The 25615-nt window shown below is 66.6% G+C and carries 18 protein-coding genes; 6 read left to right on the top strand and 12 right to left on the bottom strand.

All coding sequences use genetic code 11. From position 1 onward, the window contains the following. Nucleotides 1-154: 154 nt before the first annotated feature. Complete coding sequence (locus tag XarjCFBP7645_RS11635) at nt 155-4009, bottom strand: translocation/assembly module TamB domain-containing protein (protein ID WP_104537591.1); 3855 nt, start codon at nt 4007-4009, stop codon at nt 155-157. Next, nucleotides 4006-5787: an autotransporter assembly complex protein TamA gene (locus XarjCFBP7645_RS11630; protein ID WP_104537590.1), complete on the bottom strand. Its 1782-nt coding sequence runs from the start codon at nt 5785-5787 to the stop codon at nt 4006-4008. Before XarjCFBP7645_RS11630 ends, XarjCFBP7645_RS11635 begins: the two co-directional genes overlap by 4 nt. Before the next feature lie 239 nt (nt 5788-6026). On the opposite strand from XarjCFBP7645_RS11630, the gene XarjCFBP7645_RS11625 reads away from it, so the two are divergent. Further along, nucleotides 6027-8717 carry a TonB-dependent receptor domain-containing protein gene (locus tag XarjCFBP7645_RS11625; protein ID WP_181126331.1) on the top strand — a complete coding sequence of 897 codons (2691 nt, stop codon included), beginning with the start codon at nt 6027-6029 and terminating at the stop codon, nt 8715-8717. 222 nt (nt 8718-8939) lie between these two features. Here the strand turns inward: XarjCFBP7645_RS11625 and XarjCFBP7645_RS11620 are convergent, their stop codons facing one another. The 3 genes from XarjCFBP7645_RS11620 to glyQ form a co-directional block, all read right to left on the bottom strand. Then, nucleotides 8940-10529 (bottom strand): tetratricopeptide repeat-containing sulfotransferase family protein, encoded by a 1590-nt coding sequence (locus tag XarjCFBP7645_RS11620; RefSeq protein WP_104537588.1) that lies wholly within the window; start codon nt 10527-10529, stop codon nt 8940-8942. Beyond that, entirely contained in the window at nt 10529-12769 is a 2241-nt protein-coding gene (gene glyS, locus XarjCFBP7645_RS11615; RefSeq protein WP_104537587.1) for a glycine--tRNA ligase subunit beta, read from the bottom strand. The genes XarjCFBP7645_RS11620 and glyS overlap by 1 nt, the downstream gene beginning before the upstream one ends. A gap of 294 nt (nt 12770-13063) precedes the next feature. Beyond that, the gene (gene glyQ, locus XarjCFBP7645_RS11610) at nt 13064-13972 is read right to left on the bottom strand and encodes a glycine--tRNA ligase subunit alpha (RefSeq protein WP_047130550.1); all 909 of its coding nucleotides are present in this window, start codon (nt 13970-13972) and stop codon (nt 13064-13066) included. Nucleotides 13973-14062: 90 nt separating this feature from the next. Here glyQ and XarjCFBP7645_RS11605 point away from each other — a divergent pair, with 90 nt between their 5' ends. Then, entirely contained in the window at nt 14063-15877 is a 1815-nt protein-coding gene (locus XarjCFBP7645_RS11605; protein WP_104537586.1) for a GspE/PulE family protein, read from the top strand. Between the two features lie 302 nt (nt 15878-16179). Here XarjCFBP7645_RS11605 and XarjCFBP7645_RS21400 read toward each other — a convergent pair whose 3' ends face one another. Next, complete coding sequence (locus XarjCFBP7645_RS21400; RefSeq protein WP_146096319.1) at nt 16180-16407, bottom strand: hypothetical protein; 228 nt, start codon at nt 16405-16407, stop codon at nt 16180-16182. Here XarjCFBP7645_RS21400 and XarjCFBP7645_RS11595 point away from each other — a divergent pair. Beyond that, the gene (locus tag XarjCFBP7645_RS11595; RefSeq protein ID WP_047130548.1) at nt 16406-17170 is read left to right on the top strand and encodes a glutamine amidotransferase; all 765 of its coding nucleotides are present in this window, start codon (nt 16406-16408) and stop codon (nt 17168-17170) included. The genes XarjCFBP7645_RS21400 and XarjCFBP7645_RS11595 overlap by 2 nt on opposite strands. A gap of 45 nt (nt 17171-17215) precedes the next feature. Beyond that, a complete protein-coding gene (locus XarjCFBP7645_RS11590; RefSeq protein ID WP_047130547.1) occupies nt 17216-18115 on the top strand; it encodes a BPSS1780 family membrane protein in 900 nt (299 codons plus the stop codon). Between the two features lie 187 nt (nt 18116-18302). On the opposite strand, the gene tatC is transcribed toward XarjCFBP7645_RS11590, so the two are convergent. From tatC to XarjCFBP7645_RS11570, 4 genes are all read right to left on the bottom strand, one after another. Beyond that, a complete protein-coding gene (gene tatC, locus XarjCFBP7645_RS11585) occupies nt 18303-19040 on the bottom strand; it encodes a twin-arginine translocase subunit TatC (protein ID WP_016904254.1) in 738 nt (245 codons plus the stop codon). Further along, a complete protein-coding gene (gene tatB, locus XarjCFBP7645_RS11580; protein WP_104537585.1) occupies nt 19037-19627 on the bottom strand; it encodes a Sec-independent protein translocase protein TatB in 591 nt (196 codons plus the stop codon). Before tatB ends, tatC begins: the two co-directional genes overlap by 4 nt. A gap of 15 nt (nt 19628-19642) precedes the next feature. Further along, nucleotides 19643-19864: a Sec-independent protein translocase subunit TatA gene (tatA, locus tag XarjCFBP7645_RS11575; protein WP_104537584.1), complete on the bottom strand. Its 222-nt coding sequence runs from the start codon at nt 19862-19864 to the stop codon at nt 19643-19645. 73 nt (nt 19865-19937) lie between these two features. Then, nucleotides 19938-20840: a lipid-binding SYLF domain-containing protein gene (locus XarjCFBP7645_RS11570; RefSeq protein ID WP_104537583.1), complete on the bottom strand. Its 903-nt coding sequence runs from the start codon at nt 20838-20840 to the stop codon at nt 19938-19940. A 153-nt stretch (nt 20841-20993) separates the two neighbouring features. Here XarjCFBP7645_RS11570 and hemH point away from each other — a divergent pair, with 153 nt between their 5' ends. Both hemH and XarjCFBP7645_RS11560 read left to right on the top strand, forming a co-directional pair. Continuing rightward, nucleotides 20994-21959 (top strand): ferrochelatase, encoded by a 966-nt coding sequence (gene hemH, locus XarjCFBP7645_RS11565; RefSeq protein WP_104537912.1) that lies wholly within the window; start codon nt 20994-20996, stop codon nt 21957-21959. Between the two features lie 2 nt (nt 21960-21961). Beyond that, complete coding sequence (locus XarjCFBP7645_RS11560) at nt 21962-22828, top strand: alpha/beta fold hydrolase (protein ID WP_104537911.1); 867 nt, start codon at nt 21962-21964, stop codon at nt 22826-22828. Between the two features lie 142 nt (nt 22829-22970). Here the strand turns inward: XarjCFBP7645_RS11560 and XarjCFBP7645_RS11555 are convergent, their stop codons facing one another. Together XarjCFBP7645_RS11555 and XarjCFBP7645_RS11550 are read right to left on the bottom strand one after the other, a co-directional pair. Beyond that, entirely contained in the window at nt 22971-23756 is a 786-nt protein-coding gene (locus XarjCFBP7645_RS11555; RefSeq protein WP_181126295.1) for a SprT family zinc-dependent metalloprotease, read from the bottom strand. 936 nt (nt 23757-24692) lie between these two features. Next, a complete protein-coding gene (locus XarjCFBP7645_RS11550) occupies nt 24693-25598 on the bottom strand; it encodes a recombination-associated protein RdgC (RefSeq protein WP_007974628.1) in 906 nt (301 codons plus the stop codon). Between the last annotated feature and the right edge of the window lie 17 nt (nt 25599-25615).

The raw sequence follows: 25615 nt of genomic DNA, 5'->3' as shown, positions 1-25615 counted from the left end.
GCGGGCCGGTTCTAGATAACCGCAGCGCTCGACCTGGCCATGCCTTACACACGGCCGAACATCCCGGACATCCCGGACATCCGCATTGCGTCATGTCCTGACCTGACGCAATACAACACCACACACCGTCGATGCGCCGATGCACGAGTGGCGGTTACTTCTCCCGCCGCCAGTTCACCGAGCCCTTGGTCTCCACCGTGCTGGATTCGGCTTCGATATCGAAGCCGCGGCTGAGCAAGTATTTCAGTGTCAAGACCGAGCCGCTGCCGACCATCGAGACGCCGTAGCCAACGTAGAGTTTTGGCGAAAGGTACTTGCCGAAGCCCACCACCGAGCCGACGGTGCTGGATTCGCTCACCCCCGCTTCGTCCAGGCCGAGCTTGGCGCCGATCTGCGAGGCGATCAGGCTGCTACCGGCCGACAGGGCGGCCGAGGCGGCGCTGACCTGCTGGGTTTCGTCGCTGCTGGCGGTGGACAGGCCGCGGCCGAGCACCAGGTACGACAGTGCTTCGGATTGCGACATCGCCGGCTCGGACCACACATCGGCGCGCGGCGATTCGGCGCGGCCGCTGACGTCGATACCGGCGGTGACATCGCCGACCTTGCGCTCGGCGCGCAGGCTTACGCGCGGGTCGGAAACGATGTTGTTGTTCCAGGTCAGCTGGCCGCGGCTGATGGTCAGGTCCTGACCGTAGGCCTTGTAGCGGCCGCGCACGTCCAGCCCGCCGTTGGCGGTCATCTCGCGACCCGGGCGCGCACGGATCTGCATCTGCCCGCTCAAGCCGCCCTTCAAGCCGAAGCCGCTCATGTTGACCTTGTCGCCAAGCACGATGGCCAGGTCCATATCCAGCGGCGAGGCAGGCGCTTCTTCCGGATCCACCGGGTCCAGCACCACCACGTCCTCGGATACCGAGGTACCGCGATCCAGGCGTTCCAGGTCGATGTCGGCTTCGGGCACGGTGACCTTGCCACGCAGTTGCATGGTGTTGTCGGTGATGCCGAACTGCATGTCCGGGTTGGCGATGATGCGCAACTCGCTGGTGTTGTAGGCCAGCACGTTCTCGCCGCGGATATTCAGCAGCAACGGCGTGCTGCTGCCGAACCACGACAGCCCGCCGTCGATGTTGAGCGTACCCTGCCCCGACTTGGCCGAGGCGGTGATCTTGGCCGAGCCATCCGGCAATGCGTCGAAGCGGCCCTTGCCCTCGCTCAGGGTCAAACCCATCGACGGATATTCGGCAGTGAAATTGCTCAAGGTGGCATCGCCGCCCAGCAGCGGTTTGTCGCGGGTGCCGCGCAGGCTCACATGGCCTTCGACCAGGCCCTTGGGCTGCACCACATCGGCCACCACCAGCTCCAGCCAGTACAGCCGCGACATATTGAGATACAGCTCGCCGTTGAGCGGCGCGTACGCATCCCAGCCGGTGTTGAACTTGGCATCGACAAAGCCGGCACCCTGGAAGCCGATGCCCAGCTTGGCCTGGATCTGCTGCGGGGTGAAATCGGCCTGCACGCTGAACTGGTCGTAGCGCAGCAATTCGCCGCGATTGGGATTGCCGGCCACCGCCGCGTAGCGGGTTTCGCCCAGGCGGATGCCGCCTTCGGGCGAGGCGATGCGGAACGAGCCTTCCCAGGCATTGCCGCGCGGCTTGAAGCTGCCATCGAGCGCAAGCTCGCCGCGTAGATAGATCTGCCGCCCCTGCTGCTTGGGTAGCCACGGCTGCACCAGCGACAGCGGCAGTGCATCGCCGTGCACCACCATGCCGTCGCGCGGCCAGTTGGCGCTGGCGCACAGCGCGCCGCCGGTGGCCGCGCCCAGGCAGGTGTCGGACAGGGTAAATGCCGCGCCATCGGTGCTGAACTGCGCCGGCTGGCGCAGCGCCCAGGCATCGCCCTTGGCCGGTGCGATCCGCAGCGTGGCGACCTGGCCCTGCCAGCGCTCGCCAGTGCGACGGACATCGCCCTGCAGCGCGACGTTGGCCATGCTGTTGGCGATAGCGGCATCCAGGCGCAGCGCTTCCACCGCACCGCGTGCCTGCACGCGCACGCTGTCCAGCACCACACCGGCTTCGATTGCGGTGCCCTGCAAGGCCAGCTGCCCGTCGCTGCCGCGCCATGGCAGACGCCCGCGCAAGCTGATGCTCTGCGCGCTGTAGTCGTTCCAGCGCAAGCCGTTGCCGACGAGGTCGGCGGTGATGTCGGGCGCGTCGCGACGGCCGTTGACCTGCAGCTGCCCGCGCATCGTACCGGTGGCGCCGGGCAAGACATCGTCCAGCTGCAGCGGCTGCAGTTGCGCGGCGATATCCAGCTGGTCGCCGACCTTGCCCTTGGCAGTGATGCGGCTATTGCCCAGCGACAGCTGCAATTGTCCCTCGCCCTGTTCACCACGCAGGGCGAACTTGCCGTTGGCCGACAGCGCGCGTTGACGCAGCTGGCCGGTCAGGCTCGGGATATCCGCCGTGGCCTCGAAGCCCGGCGACACGCCACCGGCCGGTGCCGGCAACTGGCGGCCCTTGGAAGCGACCTTGCCGGAGAGATTGCCGTTCCAGCCCGGCGCGAAGTAGCCCGGATCGAACTTAGCCAGTTGGGCAGTGACATCCCACTGCAGCTCCGGGGTCCAGCCCACTTCGCCGGTGAGATCCAGTGCGCCGCCCGGGGTCTTGGCCTGCACCTGCTTGAGCTGCGCACGTTGATCGTTGCCGCGGCTGTCGAACACCAGCGCAGCCTGCTGCCCGTCGCGCTCCAGCGTGGCGCGACCGATTGCCGCCCACGCCTTCAGGTTACCGGCCACGCCCAGCCGCGCGTCGACCAATTGCACCGGCACCACCGGCGCATTGGGGGTGGCCGGGTCCGGCGTCGGGGTGAAGCGCAGGCCGCTGGCGTTGACCGCAAAACGGAAGCTCGGATTCTGCGCATCGCGAAAATCGGCAGTCCCACGCAACTGCGCGCGGCCTTCGAAGGCATCGATCACCAACGGCGCGACGGTGATGACCTGGTTCAGCAGGCTGATGTGCGAGGGCTGCAAGGTGGCGCTCAACTCGCCCTGCCTGACGCTGCCTTGCAGGTCGGCGTTGCCGCCCTTGCCGGAGGCCTGCAGGTTCAGCGCGATCGGTGTGGCCGGCGCGGCGTACTGCCCGTCGGTGGCCGGCATCAGCAGCGAGGTATCCAGCGCGTCGGTGACGGCCTTGAAGGCCCAGGTCGGATCGTCGCGTCCGGTGAACACCAGGCTGGCCTGCAGCGGTGCCGGCGCGCGGCCGGCGATGGCCACTTCCATCTTGTCCAGATCGCCGCGTGCCACCAGCCCCAGGCTGGCCGGGGTGCGCCCGCGTGCGGCCGGCAGCACCGCAGTGGCGGTGAGGTCGGCGCGGTAATCGTCGTTTGGCACGTAGTCGCCGTGCAGGCGGAAGTCGCCCATGTCGGTATCGATCGCCAGATTGCGCGTGCGCAGTTCGCCGGTGGCCACTTCCAGCCCGCCCTGCACCTTATGCAGGACGATCATCGGCTGCTGCAGCTGGGTGATGCGCAGATTCTCCACGGCGATCTTGTCGGCCTGGATCGCCAGCGGCACGTTGATCTGCGGCAGCGATTCGGGCCAGCTCGGCAGCGTGAACGGCTCCTCGCTCTTGCCCAGATTCAAGGTGGCATTGCTGACCTGCACCGCATCCAGCTGCAGCTTGCGCCCGAGCAGCGGGCGCAGGTCCGGTTCCAGGTACACGCGCTCGGCGGTGAAGTGGATGTCCTGATAGCGGAAGTCGACATCGCGCAAGGTCAGCGGGCCGGCCACCGGGCCTTCGACCTTGCCGTAGGTAAAGGTGGCACCGACCGGCAGGCGCGCGGTCACCTGCGCCAGCAACACGTCGCGCCCGGCCACGGTCTGCAGCAGCCAGTACACCGCGATCAGCGCCAGCAACACCAGGCCCAGCACGGTCAGCCCGGAGCCCACCCAGAAGCGGCGGCGGCGGTAGAAACGCGCGCGGCGCGGTGCGGGGGGCGGCGTCGGTGTGCTCACAGGTTGGCCCCGATATCGATGTAGAGCTGGAACTGGGAGTCGGGGTCGTTCAGGCCGTGCGCGATGTCCACGCGCACCGGGCCCACCGGCGAGCGCCAGCGCAGGCCGAAGCCGATACCGGTGTGCCAGTCGGGCGTGTCGTCGAAGGCGCTGCCGCTATCCACGAACACCGCGCCGCCCCAGGGGCCGCCCTTGAGGTAATGCTCGTACTCGGCGCTGGCAGTGACCACGTGCTTGGCACCGAGGGCGAATTCGTCCGGCTTGGGGGTGCGCGGGCCGACTTCGCGGAAGGCATAGCCGCGGATGCTGTTGGCGCCGCCGGCAAAGAAGCGCAGGCTCGGCGGCATCGCCACCAGGTCGCTGGTCCAGGTGGTCCCGCCTTCGCCACGCAGGATCACCCGGCCGTTGTCGCCGGCCCCCAGGAACCAGCGCAGCTGGCCGTAGAGCTGGCCGAAATTGGTATCCGAGCCGGCGCCTTCGGCACCGCCGCGGATGAATGCCTGCCCGGACACGCCGCTGCGCGGGAACAGGCGGTCGTCGACATTGACGTAATTGACCTGCAACTGTGGATAGATCAGCGTGGAGGTCTCGTAGACCGCATCGGTGAAATCGCTGCCGCTGCTGAACCGCCAGCGCTCGCGCAGGGCATTGATCGAGGCGATCGCACTCCAGCGCTCGTTGATCTGGCCGCTGCGGCTGCCAGTGAGTTTGACGTTGCGCAGGTCGATGTAGTCGGTCTGCTCGTCATAGAGCCGCGCCGACGCGGTGTACCAGCCATCCAGCCAGCGGAATGCCGGCACGCGGTAACTGGTGGTCAGGCTCTTGCGGTTCTGCGCGTAATCCAGCTGGGTGTCCATCTTGTGGCCGCGCGAATTGACGTAGCGCCGCTCCACGCCGCCACGCACACCGGCGCCGCTCTCGCTGCCGTAGCTCAAGCCGGAGGTGTAGACGGTGCGCTTGGCGCGGGTGAGCTTCACATCCACCGGCACCCGACCCTGGTCGTCGGCTTCTTCCGGCTTGGGCTGGATATCGATCGTGCTGAAGTAATCCAGCTTGGTCAGCGACTCGCGCAGGCGATCCAGCTTGCCTTCGTGGTAGTAGCTGCCCTCGTCCCAATACACCAACGGCTCGAACAGGCCGGGACGGAAATAGTCGTAGTCGAAGCGCACCTTGCCCATGTCGTAGCGGCGGCCGCTGTCCCAGTTCAGATCGATATCGGCGGCGTGCTCGGCGCGCGTCACCGCGACGCGGCGCTGGGTGAAGTCGGCATCGAAGTAACCGCGCTCGGCCAGCCGGCGGGTGATGCGCACCTTGCTCGCTTCGTATTGCGGGTGGCTGAAGACCTGGCCTTCGCGCGGTTCGAACTGCTTGAGATCCTGGCCCAGGTAACGGTCCTGCTCGGCCCAGCCGGTGATGGAGATGTGCGACTGCCGCACGCGTACCGGCTCGCCGCGCTCCACGGTGATCACCACCGTCACCTTGTCGCCGGTGCGCGGCGCGGCCAGATCGATGGTCGGCGAGTAATAGCCGAACGGTTCCAGTGCTTCGCGCGTCTGCCGTTCGGCCTGCGCCAGCAGATACTCCAGTCGCGACTCGCCCTGCTCCTTGCCGACGGCCTCATACAGAGACAGGGAGACCTCGATGTTCTCGATCATCTCGGCATCGGCGTCGTCGTCCAAGCCCTTGATTTCGATCTTATCGATGGTCGCCCGGGCAACCGCTTGCAGCGGAACGAACAGGGTGCACAGCAGGGAGAGAGCAAACGCGGCTTTAAGCATCGCCCAAGGATACCTAGCCTGGGCGTGAAGGGCCAAAAAAACTGAAGAAGCACGCCTATACGGCATCGGACAGAACTCGGTACAGTCGGCACGTTGTTAACGTTTCGTTGACACCCATTGCGTGTGGCCCCCCAATTGCCGCGCGCCCGTTCATACCTTTGGAGAGAGAGGTGCGTTTCATGAAGCGTCATTTGCTGGTCACCGCCGTGTGCACCGCCCTGACCATGCCATCGCTTGCGATGGCACAGGATTCAGGTGAAGTGACTCAACTGGACAAGGTCACGGTGACAGGGTCGTTAATCCCCCGGTCCCAGGTCGAAACCGCGACACCGGTGTTTTCAATTACCGCCCAGGACATCCAGCGCCGCGGCTTCAAGGACGTCTACGACGTGCTGCGCTCGCAACCGATGGCCACCGGCTCGGTCCAGGATGGCCAGTTCAGTGGCGGCTTCACCGCCGGCGCCAAATCGCTGAGCCTGCTCGGCCTGGATCCCGGCTTCACCCTGGTGCTGATCGACGGCCGGCCGATGGCCGACTACCCGCTGCTCTACAACGGTCAGAGCAATTTCGTCGACCTGGCCAGCGTGCCGGTGGGCATGGTCGAACGCATCGACGTGGCGCCGGGCAACCAGTCCTCGATCTACGGCTCCAGCGCAATCGCCGGTGTGGTCAACATCATTCTGAAAAAGCGCATGGACGGCGTGCAGATGAATTACCGCATGGGCACCTACGACGGTGGTGGCGGCAACAACCAGCGCTTTCAGCTCACCGGCGGCAACGAGATCGGTGGAGCCAACATCGTGTGGGGCCTGCAGCTCAACAATCAGGATCCGATCTACGGCTACCAGCGCCGCGATTTCGATTCCACCAGCGACAATCCGGACCCGACCCTGCGTTACGGCTCACGCATTGCCTTGCATAACCTGCCAACCACCTATATCGACCCGGGCGCCCAAAACTGCGCCGCATTGGGACCGCTGTTCAATGGCTCGGTGCAGTACGACAACCGTGCCAACCGCGGCAATTTCTGCAGCAGTCGCACCGAGCCGGGCTACGCCAGCATCCTCAACAAGGAACGCAGCGCCAGCGGCTATGCCAACCTGAGCTATGCCTTCAACGACAACGTCGAGCTGTACTCGACCGTGCTGCTCAATCGCACCAAGGTCGAGGTCAATAGTGGACCCCGCTTCTGGCAGACCTCGTCCGATACCGGCGGTTATTTCTACAATCAGGACAGCCAGCAGCTCGAAAGCTATCAACGCATCTTTGCGCCGGAAGAAACCGGCAATCAAAACTTCAACAACGACCGCCAGACTGCCGATTCCTACAACATCGCGCTTGGCCTGAAAGGCGGCCTGGGTGCCAGCAACTGGACCTACGATGCCTACTACGCACGCTCGGAGTATCGCATCGAAAGCCGTCAGCAGTGGCCGCTGGCCGACCGCATCGAAGATTTCTTCCGCGAACAGTTCCTTGGCGCTCCGCAGGGCGAGTACTACGGCTACCCGATCTATTCGCCCAACGATGCCAACTTCTATCGCGCCTTGACGCCAGCGCAGTACCGCAGCTTCAACGACGAAATCCGCACCAAGTCCCGGACCTGGACCCAGAACGTCAACCTGCAGCTGACCAACACCGAGTTGTTCAACCTGCCGGCCGGTGCGGTCGGCGTCGCCGCTGTGGTACAGGCCGGTAATCAGTACTGGACCAACCCGACCGACCCACGCGTGATCGCCGGCGACTTCTACCAGCTGACCGGCACCCAGGGCAGCGGCAAGCGCGAGAACTGGGCGGCCGCCTTCGAAATGCGGGTGCCGATCCTGAGCACCTTGACCGCCAATCTGTCGGGCCGTTACGACGACTACAAGAACCAGGGCGGCGGCGGCGATTCCAAGTTCACCTACAAGGCCGCGCTGGAATTCCGTCCGATCGATTCGCTGCTGTTCCGCGGCAACTACGCCACCGCGTTCAAGGCACCGGACATGGCGTTCTCGTTCGCCGGCGACAGCGGTTTCTTCCAGGGCGTCAACGATTACTACCGTTGCGCACTCGAAGAACCCAACGTGCCGATCGCCGACTGCACCTATGGCGGCACCAGCATCCAGGGCCGTCGGTCCGGCAATGCGGATCTGAAGTCGATCACCGCAAAGTCCTGGGGTGCCGGCGTGGTGTGGTCGCCGAGCGCAAGCTTCAGCGTCAATGCCGATTACTACAACATCAAGATCGATGACAAGGTCAGCGACCTGAGCACCGATGCCTTGCTGCAGAACGAATCGGCCTGCCGGCTCGGCGCGCTGGATATCAACTCGCCGACCTGCGTCGACGTGCTGTCGCGCATCGATCGCACGGCCGCCGATGCGCCGGTACCCAATCGCCTGAGCAACATCCGGATCAATCCGGTCAATATTTCCAACGAGGAAATCTCCGGCGTGCTGACCAAGGCGACCTACAACCTCGCTACCGACGCCTGGGGCCTGTTTGTGTTCGACGCGCAATACAACCTGACGCTCAAGCATGAAAGTCAGCAGTTCCCGCAAGACCCGGTGCGCGACCTGCTGAGCGAGCCATTCTTCTCTTCCGAGTTCCGCAGCATCACCAATGCCTCGATCACCTGGCAGAAGGATGCGTGGACCACCACCTTGTTCGGCCAGCGTTACGGACGTACGCCCAACTTCACCGCACAGCAGAGCACCGATGGCTATGCGGTGGAAGGTGCACGCAAGGTCGGTGCGTGGACCACGCTCAATGCCACGCTGGACTACGCGGTCAACGACGACATCTCGCTGACCGCCACGGTCAACAACCTGGCCGACACCCGGCCGCCGCGCGACCGCACCTACACCAGCTATCCGTACTACAACATCTTCAACTACACCGGTTACGGGCGGTCCTACATGCTGGAGCTCAACTGGCGTTTCGGCGCGCACTGAGTCAGCACAGGCGGTATCTGCCGGCGGCAGCCATGGGGCTGCCGCCGGCATTTCCAGGACAAGTATTTTGGATCGAGCGGTCGGGGTCCGCGCTGCCGCGAGTAGGCGAACTTGGAGTAGCCGAAAAGGTGCGCAGACGAAGCGGGCGATACGCAGGCACTTCGCTTGTGGGCACACTGCATGCGTCGCGGCGGCGTGCCCGCGTCGTTCCGCTGGCCGTTGTCAGCGTGCGTCGGTCTGGATCAGGCCGGCATGCAACAAGGCCTGCCGCAGCGGTTCCAGCTGCGTGGCATAGCGCCGCCACTCTTCCACGTTGCGCCCATGCACGCCTTCGCGCACCTGCACGCTGCTCAGCGTGGCCGACGCGGCCGCATTGCGGGTGATATCGCTCTGCCCGGGCTCGATCTGCAGCCCACAGCGCGCCATCAACTGCTGCAACACCGTGGATGGATCGCGCACCATCTGCGCATAGTCCACATCGATCACCCGGCCCGGTAATGCCGCGCGCCACTGCGCCATCAAGCCATGATAGGCCTGATAGTGGCGCGCCAGCGTACGCAGGTCGTAGCTGTAGGCGTAGGAGTCGCCGAACAGCGCGCGGTAATTGGAGAAGCACACCGCCATCGGCTCGCGTACCAGGTGCACGATCAATGCCCCCGGCAGGGCGCGCGCGATCGCGCCGATCGCCACTGCGTTGGCCGGTAACTTGTCGATGTACCAGCGTGCCGATCCGGCCCGCCATTGCGTCTGTTCCAGGTAACGCGCGCCGATCTGCGCGTAGTCCAGCGTCGGCAGCGCCTGCAGCAGATGCGCATCCAGCAGGCTACGACCGGCCTGATCGGCGCCCCAACGCAGTTGATGGCCGAAGTCGCTCAACTCGCCAGCCGACACCACCTGAGAATGATTGCCCAGCATCCGCTCCAGCACCGTGGTGCCCGAGCGCGGCAAACCGAGCACGAAGATCGGTTGCGGCCCGTGCGCGGCAGCGGCTTGCTGCGCGGCGAACAGGCCCTGGTCGGCCAACGCACCCAGCTGCGCGTACAGCGCCGCCTCGGCGTCGGCATCGTGACGCAGGCGCGCATGCATCACCGCGTTGCCATGCTGTAGCGCGTCCCAGGCGGCATCGGTCTGACCAAGGTCTTCCAGCTCCTTGTACAGCGCGAACGCCAGCCCGGCGCGATCTTCGCTGTCGGGCTTGGCGAGCTGCAGCTGCCGACGCAGTTGCGCGACATGGTTGCTGCTGGCGCTCTGCCGGCGCAGGCGCGCACGCGTCAACGCCGCGCGGCCATAGCCGGGCGTGTGCGCCAGCGCATGCTCCAGCGCCTGCGCCGCTTCGTCGAGGCGACCATTGAATTGCAACTGCACCGCTAAAAAAAACCGGAAATCCGGCCCATCGAATCCGCACGCCTGCGCACGCTGCATCATCGCCAGTGCGTCGCCATGTTCGCCCAGCGACTGATGCACGTGCGCGAGCAAGGCCAAGGTCGCGCCGTCCTGGCACTGCGTCACCGATGGGTGCCGCAGCAAGGCATGCAGTGCGCGATGCTCGCCGACACGCAACAAGGCCTGCGCCACGCGGCAACGCATCGCCACATCGTCGCCGAGATCGCCTGCGGCCAGCCGCAGCTGCACAACCGCCTCGCGCATCCTGCCATTGGCCAGCACGGTGCCGGCCAGCAGCACGCGGGCCGACACATGCGCCGGCTCCACGTCCAGCAGCGCCTGCAACGCAGACGCCGCCACACCCAGGTCGCGGCGTGCCAACGCGGCCTGCGCGGTCTGCCAGTGCACCGCGCCGGCGGACGCGGCCATCAGCTGGACAGATGCTCGATGGCGGCGACGCTGCCGAGGCGGTCGCCGAGCTTTTTCAGTAGGGCCAGGCGATTGGCGCGCAGTTGCGCGTCCTCGGCGTTGACCATTACCCCGTCGAAGAACGCGTCCACCTGCGGGCGCAACCGCGCCAGGCGTGCGAGCACGGCGACGTAGTCGTGCCGGTGCAGCGCATCGCCGGTATCGCCGATGGCCGCTTCCACCGCTTCGGCCAGGGCCTCCTCGGCCGGTTCGCGCAGCAGGCTGGTGTCGATATCGCGGGGGATCTCGTCGTCGACCTTGCGCAGGATGTTGCGGATGCGCTTGTTGGCTGCGGCCAGGGCTTCGGCTTCGGGCAGCGTGGCGAAGATGCCGATCGCGTCGATGCGGCGGTCGAAGTCGTAGAGGGAGCCGTGGGTCGCGCCCAGGTGCGCTCCTACGCCGAGCGCTGCAGGAGCGCCTTCGGGCGCGACCGAGAACAAGGCGGCAACCGCATTGAAGTGCGTGGCAGGCACGCCCTTGTCTGCGTAGTAGCCGCGTAGGCGGTCGAGGATGAAGTCGAAAATCTCTGCATCCTGACCCGCCTGCGCCAACGTGTTATGTGCTTCTTTTTCAACAGATGGCGGCAAAGCAGCACCAGCATCCTTTGCCTTGGTGATCGCAGTTTCTGTTTTAAGCAATTGTCTGGCACTTGCTTGGACATTGATCTGATTTCTAGCCTCTACAAGCAGCTTTTTCAAATCCAGATCAAACCCCGACTCAATCACCGTCCGCGCCAACCCCAACGCATTACGCCGCAACGCAAACGGATCCTTGTTGCCGGTCGGCTTCAGACCGGCCGCAAAGCCGCCAGCCAACGTATCCAATCGTTCGGCAATCGCCAGTACCTTGCCCAACGGCGACAGTGCGACGTCGTCGCCGGCAAAGCGCGGCTGGTAGGCCTCGTCGATCGCCAGCGCAATCTCGCTGGGCTCGTTGGCAGCCTTGGCGTAATGGCGCCCGGCAATGCCCTGCAGCTCCGGGAATTCATTGACCATGCGCGACTGCAGGTCGTTCTTGGCCAAGTCCGCGGCGCGACGCGCCTGCGCCGGATCGGCGCCCACTTGCGGCGCGATCGCTTCGGCCAGCGCCGCCACGCGCGCGACCTTGTCGGCCACCGTGCCCAGCTTGGCCTGATAGGTGACGCTGGCCAGACCGGCGCCCATCGCCTCCAGGCCCTGCTTGAGGTCTTCGTCGAAGAAGAACTTGGCATCGGCAAAACGCGGACGGATCACCCGCTCGTAGCCCTTGGCGACTTCGGCCACGTCCTTGGAGGCGATATTGGCGATGCCGATGAACTGCTCGGTCAGCTTGCCGCCGTCGTCCAGCACCGGGAAGAATTTCTGGTTGATCTCCATGGTTTCGATCAGCGCTTCCTGCGGCACCGCCAGGAAGTCGTGCTCGAAGCTGCACAGCACCGCCGACGGCCATTCGACCAGGTTGACCACCTGCTCCAGGTTGTCGTCGCTGATGCGCGCACTGCCGCCGGCCTGCCTGGCGGCGGCTTCGACCTCTTCGACGATGCGCGCACGGCGTGCGTCCGCATCCACCAGCACATGCGCCGCGCGCAAGGCCTCGATGTAATCGCCCGGTGCCGCCAGCGACACCTCGCCCTGATGCATGAAACGGTGCCCGCGGCTGAGGCGATCGCCGCGCACGCCCAGCAGCTCGGCCGGAACCACGCTGTCGCCGAACAGCAGCACCAGCCACTGCACCGGCCGCGCAAAGGCGTATTCGTGCGCGCCCCAGCGCATCGGCTTGGGGATCGGCATCGCGGCGATCGCCTCGCGCAGGATGTCGGGCAGCAGGTCGGCGGTGCGCGCGCCCGGCGTCACCGCGCGGTGCACGAAGCGCTCGCCCTTGGCGTCGCTGGTGCGCTCCAGCGCGGTCCAGTCGATCCCGGCCTTGGCCGCGAAACCGGCCAGCGCCTTGGTCGGCTTGCCCTCGGCATCCAGCGCGATGTTGAGATACGGCCCCAGCACTTCCGAGCGCTGCTCGGGTTGCTCGGTGGCCACGCCCGGCAGCAGCACCGCCAGGCGGCGCGGCGTGGACAGCGGCTTGGCATCGCCACGGGTGACCGCGACGCCGCGCTTTTCCAGACCGTGCAGCACGCCATCGAAGAAAGCCTGCGCCAGACCCGGCAGCGCCTTGACCGGCAGCTCTTCGGTGCCCAGTTCGATCAGCAGGGGAAGTTGTTCGCTCATAAGACGTGGACCTTTACGTGTTCCCTTCTCCGGTCGGGAGAAGGTGCCCCGAGGGGGCGGATGAGGGTACGGGCGAAGCTCTGTGGAGTCTGGGTGCAGGAGGGCTGCGCCTCGTCCCCTCACCCCAATCCCTTTCCCGAGGGGAGAGGGGCTTGCGGGTCCCTTCTCCCACCGGGAGGAAGGTGCCCCGAAGGGGCGGATGAGGGTACGGGCGAAGCTCTGGGGAGTCTGGGTGCAGGAGGGCTGCGCCTCCGTACCCTCACCCCAACCCCTCTCCCGGGGGAGAGGGCTCGGTTACTTCTTCACCCCGGGAAAGCCCAGCTTCTCGCGTTGTGCGTAATACGCCTGTGCCACGCCCTGCGCCAGCGCACGCACGCGCAGGATGTAACGCTGGCGTTCGGTCACGCTGATCGCGCGGCGCGCATCCAGCAGGTTGAACGCATGGCTGGCCTTGGTGACCTGCTCGTAGGCCGGCAGCGGCAGGCCGACCTCGACCAGGTGCCTGGCTTCGGCTTCGCAGGCGTCGAAGCGATGGAACAGCTCGGCCACGTTGGCATGCTCGAAGTTGTAGGCGCTGTGCTCCACCTCGTTCTGGTGATAGACATCGCCGTAGCTCACCGGCGTGCCGTCCGGGCCGTAGGTCCACACCAGGTCGTAGACGTTGTCGCAGCTCTGCAGGTACATGCACAGCCGTTCCAGCCCGTAGGTGATCTCGCCAAGCACCGGCTTGCATTCCAGTCCGCCGGCCTGCTGGAAGTAGGTGAACTGGGTGACTTCCATGCCGTTGAGCCAGACTTCCCAGCCCAGGCCCCAGGCGCCGAGCGTCGGCGATTCCCAGTTGTCTTCGACAAAGCGCAGGTCGTGCACCAGCGGATCGATACCCAGGGCCTTGAGCGACCCCAGGTACAGGTCCTGGATGTTGTCCGGGTTGGGCTTCATCGCCACCTGGTACTGGTAATAGCGCTGCAGGCGGTTGGGGTTTTCGCCGTAGCGGCCGTCGGTGGGGCGGCGCGAGGGCTGCACGTAGGCCGCATTCCACGGCTCCGGTCCCAGTGCGCGCAGGAAGGTGGCCGGATGGAACGTGCCTGCGCCCACTTCCAGGTCCAGCGGCTGGATCAGCACACAGCCTTGCTCGGCCCAGTACTGGTTGAGGGTCTGGATCAGGCCCTGGAAAGTGATTGGAACGCGCCGGGAATCGGACATGCAGCAAAGGCCGTGCGGAAGGGGTGCGCTAGTATACCGGCCGACCCGCAGCGCTTTGCCGCGGAGCACCGCTGCAGGGGAACATCGAACATGGAACAGCGGCGTACGGCCGATCCAGACAGCGCAGCGGCGATCCTGCCGCGCGGCCGGTTGATGTTCGACCCGGTGGCTGCCGCGTTGCTCGCCGATGGCATGGTGGTGCCGCACGAACACGAGCGCGTGCAGTTCTCCGCCGCCGGCGTGCGCAATGCCAGCGAGGTGCATCCGCTGGTGCTGCTGTCCAATCTCAAGCTGCATGCCGCGCAGCCGCCGGCCGGCGAACTCGGGCTGGAACGGCTGACCGAATGGCTGGCCACCCGCACCGGCCTGCGCTATCTGCGCATCGATCCCACCCGCATCGATGTGGCCGCGGTCACCGGTGTTGTCTCGCATGCGTATGCGCGCCGCCACCGCATCCTGCCGCTGGCGCTGGATGCCGAGCGCGTGCTGATCGCCACCAGCGAGCCGCTGGCGCTGGAATGGCTGGCCGACGTGCAGCATCTGAGCCGGCGTCGCATTGAGCTGGCACTGATCAACCCGCTGGACCTGCATCGCTACACGATGGAGTTCTTCGGCGTGACCCAGTCGGTGCGCGGTGCGCGCGGCGATGTGCGCAGCGCCGAACCGGGTGCCGGCCTGCCCAGTTTCGAGCAGCTGGTGGAACTGGGCCGCGCCGGCGACGTCAATGCCGACGACCACCACATCGTGCATATCGTCGACTGGCTGCTGCAGTACGCCTACGAACAGCGCGCCAGCGACATCCATCTGGAGCCGCGTCGCGAGGCCGGGCGAATGCGCTTCCGCATCGACGGGGTGCTGCACAAGGTGCTGGAAGTACCGCCGTCGGTGATGACCGCAGTGGTCAGCCGCATCAAGGTGCTCGGCCGCATGGACCTGGCCGAACGCCGCCGCCCGCAGGACGGCCGCATCAAGACCCGGTCGCCGGGTGGGCGCGAGGTGGAAATGCGCCTGTCCACGATGCCCACCGCGTTCGGCGAGAAGTGCGTGATGCGCATCTTCGACCCGGATTCGGCGTTCAAGAGCATCGAGCAGCTCGGCTTCAGCCCGGAAGAGGCCGCCGGCTGGAGCGCGCTGGTCGAGCGCCCGCACGGCATCGTGCTGGTCACCGGCCCGACCGGCTCGGGCAAGACCACCACGCTGTATTCCACGCTCAAGCGCCTGGCCACGCCGGACGTGAACGTGTGCAGCGTGGAGGACCCGATCGAAATGATCGCGCCCGAGTTCAACCAGATGCAGGTGCAACAGAACATCGACCTGGATTTTGCCAGCGGCGTGCGCACGCTGCTGCGCCAGGACCCGGACATCATCATGATCGGCGAAATCCGCGACCTGGAGACCGCGCAGATGGCGGTGCAGGCCTCGCTGACCGGGCATCTGGTGCTGTCCACGCTGCACACCAACGACGCCGCCTCGGCGATCACCCGTCTGCTGGACCTGGGCGTGCCGCATTACCTGGTGGCGTCCACGCTCAACGGGGTGCTGGCGCAGCGGCTGGTACGCACCCTGTGCGTGCACTGCAAGCGCCCGCACACGCTCAGCGACGATGAGTGGGCGGCGATCCGCGAGCCGGGCGAAGCGCTGCCGGAGGTGCTGAACGTGCATGCGCCGGTCGGCTGCCTGGAATGCCGCCGCACTGGCTATCTGGGCCGTGTCGGCCTGTACGAGTTGCTGCCGGTGAACCCGCGCCTGCGCAGCCTGATCCGCGCCGACACCGACCTGGCCAGCTTCAGCCACGCCGCGCGTGGCGAGGGCTTGCGTACGCTGCGGCGCACCGGCCTGGAAAAGGTCGCCGCCGGGCTGACCACGGTGGAAGAGGTATTGTCGGTGTTGCCGCCGCGGGACTAGGCCGATCGCCTGGGACGTGCACTGTTGTCGGCACAGGCGATCCCTCATCCCAACCCCCGCTCCGCGCCCCGGCGCGCGTTTGCGACGCGGGCGCTCCAAGGCACGCGCGCCAGTGGCGCGCAAGCCGTGCCCGCTGGCCCCGGCGGGAGAGGCGCCCAGCTCTCCCACCGTTTGCTCCCTTCTCCCACCGGGAGAAGGTGCCCGACGGGCGGATGAGGGTACGTCGGCACGCACATGCCGCCATTGGCAGGGACCAGGCATCACCATTGACCAACTACACGGCACGGCCGAGTACAACCAGATCAGCGGCGCACGATCACCGCGGCAACCGAGTCGGGAACCGACGTGGCACAAACCATCTCAGCCATCACTGCTCTTACATCTACACAGCGCAGGTAACCAACCCCAGCCATCAGCACATAGCCATTCGGCATAACCTTAGCTGCATGCGTTGGCACGCCAATTGAAAAAAACCGGCCGGTGCTGCCTACAATCGGGCGCATCCGTCGCTGCTGGATCTTCGTCCGCATGTCCGCCCTGCCGTTCCTGATCATCGAAACCGGGCATCCCGTGCCGGAGATGAAGCGATACGGCCGTTTTCGGCACTGGATCCGGGTCGCGGCCGGGCTGGCCGAGCATGAGACCGTCGCCATCGACGTCGCCAACGGCGGCCGCCTGCCCGACCGCGGCGGCTTTGCCGGCACCATCGTCAGCGGCTCGGCCGCCTACGTCACCGACCGTGCCGACTGGAGCGAGCGCAGTGCCGCATGGCTGCGCGATGCCGCCCACCAGGGCATGCCGCTGCTGGGCATCTGCTACGGGCACCAGCTGCTGGCGCACGCGCTGGGTGGCGAAGTCGACTACAACCCGGCCGGGCGCGAGTCCGGCACCATCGCGCTGGAATTGCACCCGCCAGCCGAGCAGGACCCGTTGTTTGCCGGCTTGCCGGCGCACTTCCCGGCGCATGCCACGCATCTGCAGACGGTGGTGCGCGCCCCGGATGGCGCCATCGTGCTGGCGCATTCGCGGCAGGACCGCTGCCATGCCTTCCGCTGGGGGCAGGCCACCTGGGGCGTGCAGTTCCACCCCGAGTTCGCCACCCACCACATGCGCGGCTATGTGCAGGCGCGCGCCGAGTGCATCGCCCGCCACGGGCACTGCGCCCGCACGGTGGCCCGCGAGGTCACCGCCGCGCCGATCGCCCGCAAGCTGCTGCGCCGGTTCGTGCATCACGCACGCGGCCTGCAAACAGTGAACGCTCATCCCGCCGCACACACGCAAAAGCAGCGATAATCGCGCCACGCCGGGTGGTCCGGTGCGTATCGATCCGGAATGGGAATGAGCGAAATCCGCAAGGTGCCGGCGTCTGCCGGCGCAGAATGGCTGTTGACCGGTTTCTCGCTGTTGAAGCGGGCGCCGCTGGCGCTTGGCTCGCTGGGGGTGATCTGGAGCGTGGCGGCCACCCTGGTGGTGTCGCTGTCGGTGCTGGTGCCGCTGCTGGGCCCGGCCCTGCAGTTCCTGCTGGTGCTGGCCGGCCCGCTGTTCATGGGCGGCCTGCTGTGGGCGATCCGCGAGGTCGACGAAGGCCGCATCGCCAAGCCGTCGCATCTGCTGCACGGCCTGCAGGACGGCCGCGCGCCGCATCTGCTGGTGTCGCTGCTGCCGCAGCTGATCGCCGGCCTGCTGCTGGGCGTGCTGCTGCTGGTGATGATCGGCGCCAGCGGGCTGCAGCAGTTGTCCGAGGTGATGATCAAGATCAACCAGATCAGCCAGTCCGGCGCGCAGCCGGACCCGGTGCAGATCGAGCAATTGGCCGCCAGCCTGCCGGCCGGCCGCATCCTGCTGTGGCTGCTGCTGACCATCGCCACCTTCGCGGCGATGACGCTGGCACTGTTCGTGATGCCGCCGCAGGTGATGTTCGACCGCAGTACCGGCGGTCATGCGCTGCGCGAGAGCCTGCGCGCCAGCCTGCACAACCTGCCGGCGATGCTGGTGTTCTTCGTGCTGGCCTTCATCGCCATCTTCGCGATCTATTTCGCGGTGATGATCGTGGCGCTGATCGTCGGCCTGGTGGCCGGCCAGACCGTGGCGATGTGGCTGGCCCAGCTGCTGCTGATGGCGGTGCTGATGCCGGTGTTCGCCGGCTCGGTCTACGCCGCCTGGAAGCAGATGTTCAGCCACGACGGCGCCGTCGCCCGGCCGGCCCCGCCCTCGCGCCCGGACGTGTTCGCGGCCTGATCGTATTGACCGGGGATGTGGTTGCCGCCGCAGGCCCTCGCTCCGTAGGAGCGCACCTGGGCGCGACGAAGCCTTCCTCGGGAAAGCCCAGTCGCGCCCGGGTGCGCTCCTACGTGGGTGATTGCGTCCGGGGCGATGCCGGGTTGCGCACCTGCATGCATGTCGGCGCGCGCCTGCAGCCAAGGCGCTAGGCGGGCTTGGGCCCCACCGCACGCGAGGCGATGATGCCCAGCTCGTAGAGCAGGCACATCGGGATGGCCAGCATCAGCTGCGAGACCACGTCCGGCGGGGTGAGCACCGCAGCCAGGATGAAGATCCCGACGATGGCATAGCCGCGGCCTTCGCTCAGCTGCTTGGGGCTGACCCAGCCCAGCAGCACCAGGATCACCAGCGCCACCGGCAGTTCGAAACTCGCACCGAAGGCGAAGAAGATCGCCAGCACGAAATCCAGGTACGAATTGGCGTCCGGGGTAATGGCAATCACGTCCGGCTTGAACGTGGTCAAAAAGTGGAACACCGCCGGCAACACCAGGAAATACGCGAATGCGCAGCCGATGTAGAACAGCGCCACCGCCGAGGCCAGCAAGGGGAATGCGAGTTTCTTTTCGCGCTGGTACAGGCCCGGCGCCACGAAGGCCCAGGCCTGGTACAGCAGCCACGGCACACTGACGAACACCGCCACGAAGAAGGTCAGCTTGAGCGGTGCGAAGAACGCGCCGGCCGGATTCATCGCGATCATCGTCTGCCCCAGCGGCAGCTGCGAAATCAGCGGCGCGGCCAGCCACGAATAGATCGCCCGCGAAAATGGCAGCAACGCCAGCAGCACCACGCCCAGGCCGATCAGGGCGCGCACCAGGCGCGCACGCAATTCGACCAGATGCTCGATCAGACTGCTTTCGGCCTGTGCGTCGTCGAACAGGCTCACGGCGGTTTCTCCTGGATCTTGCCCGGCCCGGCCAGCGGCGTCGCGGTGCCCGGCTCGATCGGCGTCGCGCTCACCGGTGTCTGTGCGCTGGTGGTATGCGCGGCATGCGGGGCCGGTACCACCGTTTGATGCGGTGCCGGCGCAATCGGCTGGGCCTGCGCAATGACCGGCGCCGCAGATTCAGGCGCGTCCGCGCCACCTCCTGCCGACGCGGCGGTCGCCCCGGCAGACAGATCCGCATGCGCCAGCTCCAGCGGCGTCGCCACCGGTGTGGCCGGGCTGCGGATATCGATATCGCGCCCGACCTCGTCGTGCAGCGCGCGGGCGCCCTGCTCCAGATGCTGCTGCTTGTTGCGCAGCTGGTCTTCGGCTTCGCGCAGCGAGGCCTGCACATCCTGCAGGCTACGCTTGAGCTCTTCGGCTTCCAGCTCGCGCTCCAGTTCCTGCTTGACCGAATCCCACTGCATGCGCGCGCGGCGCACCCACAGTCCGGCAAACCGGGCCGCCTTGGGCAGGCGCTCGGGACCGAGCACGACCAGGGCGACGATCGCAATCAGCGTCAGTTCGCCAACACCTATGTCAAACACCGACGCCGCTCCGGATCAACGCGCGTCGCGCTCGGCCTGCGCCTGCCGTGCCTGTTCGGCCGTGCGGGTGTCGTCACCGAGCTTGCCGGCCGGCTTGTCGTCGTCGTGCATGCCTTTCTTGAATTCTTTGACCGCGCTGCCGAGATCCTTGGCACCGCTGGTGAGCCGCTTGGTACCGAACACCAGCAACACGATCACCAGCACGATCAGCCAGTGCCAAATGCTGAAACCGCCCATGATCTGCTCGCTTGCTGAAGAAGAAGGAGCACGCAGGATACCCCAGCGCACCGCGCAGGGGGATGACAGCCCGTCAGCGGTTGCCGTCCAGCGATTCGGTGCGGATTTCGCCATCGGACAGCGGCTGGAAGCCCTGCTGCGGCGGTGGCGTCGTGCTGGGCTGCATCGGCACGGTGCTGGCCTCGTTGACCGCCGGCGGCGGCGTAGCGGCCGCCTGTGCCGGTGGCGGCGTTGCCGGACGCGGCGCGCCGGACGCGTCGTCGGCACTGCCATCGGTACCGCGATTGGCGCGTGCGGTGTAGGTCGCCTCTTCCAGGCGGTCGCGGAAGGCGGTCACGTCGGTGGAGGCACGCTCGTTGGTGCGCCCTTCGAAGATCATGCGCGGGGTGGCGCCGCCACCGTAGGCGTTGAGGTCGGCGGCATCGTCGATCTGCAGCACCGCGCCGTCCAGCGCCACGCCGGCGAACAGGCCCCGGGCGCGCGACCACGACCAGATTTCGGCCTTGAGCTGGCCGTCGGTGGCGGCGGCGGCATTGCGGCCGACCGGGCCGGCGGCCACGCCGGCATCGGCCCCGAGGGTGAACTTGCCGTTGACGATGTTGTCCAGGCTACGGTCGTTGCGGAACACCAGCACCACGTCGGAGGACTGCACGCCGGCCTGGAAGCCGATGCTGCCGCCGGTGAGCTTGACGAACACCGGCTGCGACCAGCTGCCGTCGGCGTTTTTCATCGACATCAGGCCGTGCCCGCGCCGGCCGCCGATCACCAGCCCGGCCTTGAGCGTGTCCGGGATGACCACGATGGCGCGCGCTTCGTCGAGCAGCTTGTCCGGGATCGCCTGCTCGGGAATCTTCATGATCTCGTTGAGCACGCGCACCGCGTTACGCGCGCGCTGGTCCTCTTCCGGGCCAGCGACGGCATGGCCGGCGGCGAAGGTCAGCGACAACAATAGGGCCAGGCGCGACAGACGAGGCATGACAAGCTCCAAAGGACAATCGTCAAAGATAGCAATGGCGCGACGTTAGTGGTGGCGCAATGAATCGGTGGTGAGCGCAGCCGGGGGTGTCAGAGGCGGTCAATGGGAGCGATCAATGCGCTGTCCTCGGCAGCACCGCTGCGCTCTGCCAGAATGGGACGCATGAACACCCCCCCCGATACCGCCCTGCTGGTCGTCAATCTCGGCACCCCCGAGTCGCCCACCGCCCCGGCCGTGCGCCGTTACCTGGCCGAGTTCCTCAGCGACCGCCGCGTGGTGGCGATCCCGCCGCTGTTCTGGAAGCCGCTGCTGTATGGGGTGATCCTGCCGATCCGCGGGCCCAAATCGGCCGAGAAGTACGCCAAGGTCTGGCTGCCGGACGGCTCGCCGCTGGCGGTGTACACGCGCCGTCTGGCCGAGGGCCTGAAAGAGGTCATGCCGGACTGGCACGTGGAGTGGGCCATGCGCTATGGCGCCCCGGCGCTGCGCAAGACGCTGGATGGTCTGCGCGCGCGCGGTATCAGACGCATCGTGGTGCTGCCGCTGTATCCGCAGTATTCCACCACCACCACCGCCTCGATCCAGGACGTGATCGATGCCTGGCGCCCGAGTGCGCCGGAGATCGCGGTGGAGGTGATCCAGGACTATTGCGAAGACGCCGGCTGGGTCGCGGCGATCGCCGATTCGATCCGCGCGCACTGGCAGGCGCACGGGCGCAGCGAGAAGCTGATGTTCTCCTTCCACGGCCTGCCGCAGCGCGTGGCCAATGCCGGCGACCCGTATCCTCAGCAATGCGAGCGCAGCGCGCAGGCCATCGTCACCGCGCTCGGCCTGGGCGCGGACGAATGGCAGATGGGCTACCAGTCGCGCTTCGGTTCGGAACGCTGGCTGCAGCCGTACGCCGAACCGACCTTGTGGAAACTGGCCGAAGGCGGCGTGCGCAGCTTCGACCTGGTCTGCCCGGGTTTTGCCACCGACTGCCTGGAAACCCTGGAAGAAGTGGCGCTGGGCTTTGCCGAAACGCTGGCCGAACGCGGCGCCACGCTCAGCTATATCCCCTGCCTCAACGCCAGCCCGGCGCATGCGCAGGCACTGGCCGCGTTGGCGCGACGCGCGTGAAGTTGGAGCCGTTTGCGTGCGACCTGGCGATTGGCCGGGTCACCGGGCTGCGCAATCCCGAACGTGGCCCGCGCCGGGTGCTGGCGCTGCATGGCTGGCTCGACAATGCCGCCAGCTTCCTGCCGCTGAGCGCGCATCTGCACGCGCAGGACCTGGATCTGGTGTTGCTGGATCTGCCCGGTCACGGCCATAGCGCGTGGCTGCCCATCGGCGCCGAGTACACGCTCAGCAGCGCAATCGCGATCCTGCTGCAGGTGGCCGATGGTCTGGGCTGGGAGCGCTTCAGCGTGCTCGGGCATTCGCTGGGCGGCGGCGTTGCCAGCCTGCTGGCCGCTGCGGCGCCGGAACGCATCGAGGCACTGATCGCGATCGAGGCGCTGGGCGCGCTGGCCGAGCCGGTCGAGAGCACCGCCACCCGTCTGCGCGACGCGGTAGCCTCGGCGCGCACGCTGGCGCAGCGGCCGTTGCGGGTGTTTCCGTCGATGGAGATGCCGGTGCGCGCACGCATGATGGCCAACCAGCTCAGCGAACCGGCCGCGCGGCTGCTGGTGGAGCGCGGCGTGTGCGCGGTCGAAGGCGGCTATAGCTGGTGCAGCGACCCGCGCCTGACCTTGCCCACTGCGATCCGCATGACCGAAGCGCAGATCGACGTGCTGCTGGCCTCCATCGCCTGCCCGACCCAGGCCATCTTCGCCACGCCGGCGCAGGTGTACTTTCCCGATGCCTTGCGCGATCACCGCGTCGCGCTGATGCGCGATGCACGCCTGCAGTTGTTGCCGGGCACGCACCATGTGCACATGGAAGCACCGGACGCGGTGGCGGCGGTGATCAATGGTTTTCTGGCGTCGTTGCCGCCGCCGCACACGTGATGCGTGGAATGCATGCATGCGTCCTGCGCGATGCCACGCCGCTGACGTTCGTGCTTGTTGCCTTGCATGCGACAGCAGACCTCAGTGCCGGCACCACCGGCAGGTAGCGCCAGCGATGCCAACTGCATCGCGACGACCTGCCTCACTCCACCTGCAACAACCGCCGCAGCTGCGCCTTGAGCTGGCGGCCGTGCTCGTGGAAATAGCTGCGTTCGTCGCGCCAGGCGGGGAAGCGCCGTTCCACCTCGGCCCAGAACGCGGGCGAGTGGTTGGCCTGCAGCAGATGGCAGAGCTCGTGCACCAGCACGTACTCGAACGCGGACGGGCGGCCGAGCACCAGCGCCAGATCCAGCGCCATCGAGCCATCCGGTGCCAGCGAGCCCCACTGCGAGGACATCACCTTCAGCCGCACCCGCGCCGGTGCGCGCGGCAGGCCGGGCAGATAGGTGGGCAACCAGCGGCCGACATCGGCGCGCGCCTGCGCTTCGTAGAATTCTTTCAGCGTGCGGCGCAAACCTGCATCGCCCAGGCGGGGCGGCACATGGAACTGCGCGCCGTCATCGGTAACCTCGATGCGTGCATAGCGCCCGTCGTGCCAGCTGAGCGGCAACAAGGCCCCGCGTAACGGCAACAACCCCGGCACGCCACGCTCCAGCGCCGGAAACGCATCGACCTGCTGATAACGCGACAACTGGATGCTCAGCCAGTCCAGATGCGCCTGCAGAAAGCGTTCGCCGGCCACCAGGCTTGCGCGCAGCGGCAAGGTCAGCCGCGCGCCGCGTTCGTCCACGCTGAGCTTGACGCGCCGCGCACGCGGGTCGCGCACACGCAGCACCGCGATCTCGCGCCCGTCCAATTGCAGACGCAGGCAATCGCGTTCGACAACCTGCGGGGCGGGCGCGACAAGGCGGCGGACGGGCTTGAACATGGGCACAGGATAGCGCTGCGATGTGTCAGGTGGTGAGACCGGGCAATTGATGCATTCGATGCTGGCGCTACTTCTTTGAGCGGCTGGCAAACGACGCAGCCCACCGCCAGGTGGGTGCAGCCGACGTCGGTAGATCTATGGCCTGGCTGCAGGCCCCTTGCCCGCCCAGCACGGCCAAGTCTCTGTGCTTTGGGTGTCGTGCCCCGAGGGCCTGGATAGCGCTGATAGATCAGCTGCAGATCGACGGATCTGCGGCCTGGCTGCAGGGCCCTTGCCCGCCTACCATCGCGGGACACGCCGCAAGTACGTCCTTGTAGGCGCTTACGCGGCATCCATGCCACGTAAGGTCCCGCGACGGTAGCCGGGCAAGGACCAGTCAAGATAGTCGGTCTTTTGAAGCAGTCGCACGTGCGATAGCTCAATCGTAGAGCGGATGATCTGCGGCCTGGCTGCAGGGCCCCTGCCCGCCCACCATCGCGGGACACGCCGCAAGTACGTCCTTGTAGGCTCTTACGCGGCATCCATGCCGCGTAAGGTCCCGCGACGGTGGGCGGGCAAGGGCCAGTCGAGATGGTCGGTGTGCATGTTTGCAAACAGGGCATGACCTGCGCTGGTCGGATCACTGTGCGTCTACCAGCTTCTCCCCTTTTGCATGCAGAGCGGTGGACAGGCTTTCAGCACGCAAGCTGCAAACTTTTCATTGCCTGGCGCAGCGCAAGCCAGGAAAGACGCTTTCAAGCAATCAAGCGGCCAACTTTCTGGTGCGGTGTACTCGCGGGTTGCGGAACCCTTGGCGGCATGGATGCCGCCAAGGAGACTCCACAGATGGATTCACGGCGTGTCCGCGAGCGGTGATGGCACCGCGCGCTCGACTCACCGGGCGTTTGACTCGAGCATCCGATCGCGACGACACGACGCCACCGTTCGACGTTCCGCTTACTCGGCCTTGCTCAGCTTCAACGCGGTTTCCAGCAGCAGGAACAGGCGCCGGATTTCGGCGCTCATCAGCGCGAAGCGGGCATCGAGTTCGGCGCGTGCGCCGTCGTCTTCACTGTGTTCGAGCTGGTCCAGTGCGCCATCGAGGAACTTGAGCTTGCGGATCACCAGATCGTCGCCGAGCACGAACGACAGATTGTCGTCCAGCACCAGTGCCAGCTTGGTGACCTGCTTGCCGGCTTCCAGGTGCTTGTCGATCTCGTCGCCGCGCAGTTCCTGGTGCTGGCACTTGACCACCGCGCCGCCTTCGATCGGGTCCTTCATCTCGCACTCTTCGCCCAGGCTCAGGCCTTCGGGCAAGGGTTCGCCGGCGATCCAGCCGGTGAGGATGGCACGCGGTGCGACTTCGGCATTCAACGGCAGCGCCGGGAAGCTGCCGAGCGCGCCGCGGATCTCGCTCATCACGTTCTCGCCGCTCTTGCGGCTGGAACTGTTGACCGCGATGTAGCCGTGCTGCAGGTCCAGGATGGCATCGGTGCGCGAGCTCTTGACGAAGGCGCGCGGCAACAGCTCATGGATCAGGTCGTCCTTCAGGCGCTTGCGGGCCTTGCCGCCGGGGCGACGGCCTTCCTTCTCTTCGATCTCGGCGACCTTGCGCTCGAGCAGGTCGTTGACCACCGCGCCGGGCAGGATCTTGTCCTCGCCACCGACGGTGAGCCAGAGAAAGTCTTCCAGACGGTGCGAAAGCACTTCCTGCTCGTCGCGGCCGAACGGGGAGATGAAACCGCGCGAGCTCATTTCCAGCGGGCCGACCGGCTTGAGCTGCACTTGCGGCAGCAGCGTGTCGATCTCGGAGAAATCCAGCGTGGTCGGGAAACGGAACAAAGTGAGATTACGAAAGAACATGCGTCGGACCGAAGAGG

The organism is Xanthomonas arboricola (assembly GCF_002940665.1).
Lineage (GTDB): Bacteria > Pseudomonadota > Gammaproteobacteria > Xanthomonadales > Xanthomonadaceae > Xanthomonas > Xanthomonas arboricola_B.
The sequence above is the reverse complement of the archived record's forward strand: the minus strand, read 5'-3'. Positions and strand labels throughout refer to the sequence as shown.

Bases quoted from the DNA above. Each gene is read 5' to 3' on its own strand.
- glyQ (WP_047130550.1), bottom strand. From the start codon at position 13,972: ATGTCCGATTCCCGGCGCGTTCCAATCACTTTCCAGGGCCTGATCCAG.
- XarjCFBP7645_RS11555 (WP_181126295.1), bottom strand. From the start codon at position 23,756: ATGTTCAAGCCCGTCCGCCGCCTTGTCGCGCCCGCCCCGCAGGTTGTC.
- XarjCFBP7645_RS11570 (WP_104537583.1), bottom strand. From the start codon at position 20,840: ATGCCTCGTCTGTCGCGCCTGGCCCTATTGTTGTCGCTGACCTTCGCC.
- glyS (WP_104537587.1), bottom strand. From the start codon at position 12,769: ATGAGCGAACAACTTCCCCTGCTGATCGAACTGGGCACCGAAGAGCTG.
- XarjCFBP7645_RS11620 (WP_104537588.1), bottom strand. From the start codon at position 10,529: ATGGCCGCGTCCGCCGGCGCGGTGCACTGGCAGACCGCGCAGGCCGCG.
- XarjCFBP7645_RS21400 (WP_146096319.1), bottom strand. From the start codon at position 16,407: ATGCGGACGAAGATCCAGCAGCGACGGATGCGCCCGATTGTAGGCAGC.
- XarjCFBP7645_RS11630 (WP_104537590.1), bottom strand. From the start codon at position 5,787: ATGCTTAAAGCCGCGTTTGCTCTCTCCCTGCTGTGCACCCTGTTCGTT.
- XarjCFBP7645_RS11590 (WP_047130547.1), top strand. From the start codon at position 17,216: ATGAGCGAAATCCGCAAGGTGCCGGCGTCTGCCGGCGCAGAATGGCTG.
- tatA (WP_104537584.1), bottom strand. From the start codon at position 19,864: ATGGGCGGTTTCAGCATTTGGCACTGGCTGATCGTGCTGGTGATCGTG.
- XarjCFBP7645_RS11625 (WP_181126331.1), top strand. From the start codon at position 6,027: ATGGCACAGGATTCAGGTGAAGTGACTCAACTGGACAAGGTCACGGTG.
- XarjCFBP7645_RS11595 (WP_047130548.1), top strand. From the start codon at position 16,406: ATGTCCGCCCTGCCGTTCCTGATCATCGAAACCGGGCATCCCGTGCCG.
- XarjCFBP7645_RS11605 (WP_104537586.1), top strand. From the start codon at position 14,063: ATGGAACAGCGGCGTACGGCCGATCCAGACAGCGCAGCGGCGATCCTG.
- XarjCFBP7645_RS11550 (WP_007974628.1), bottom strand. From the start codon at position 25,598: ATGTTCTTTCGTAATCTCACTTTGTTCCGTTTCCCGACCACGCTGGAT.
- hemH (WP_104537912.1), top strand. From the start codon at position 20,994: ATGGGACGCATGAACACCCCCCCCGATACCGCCCTGCTGGTCGTCAAT.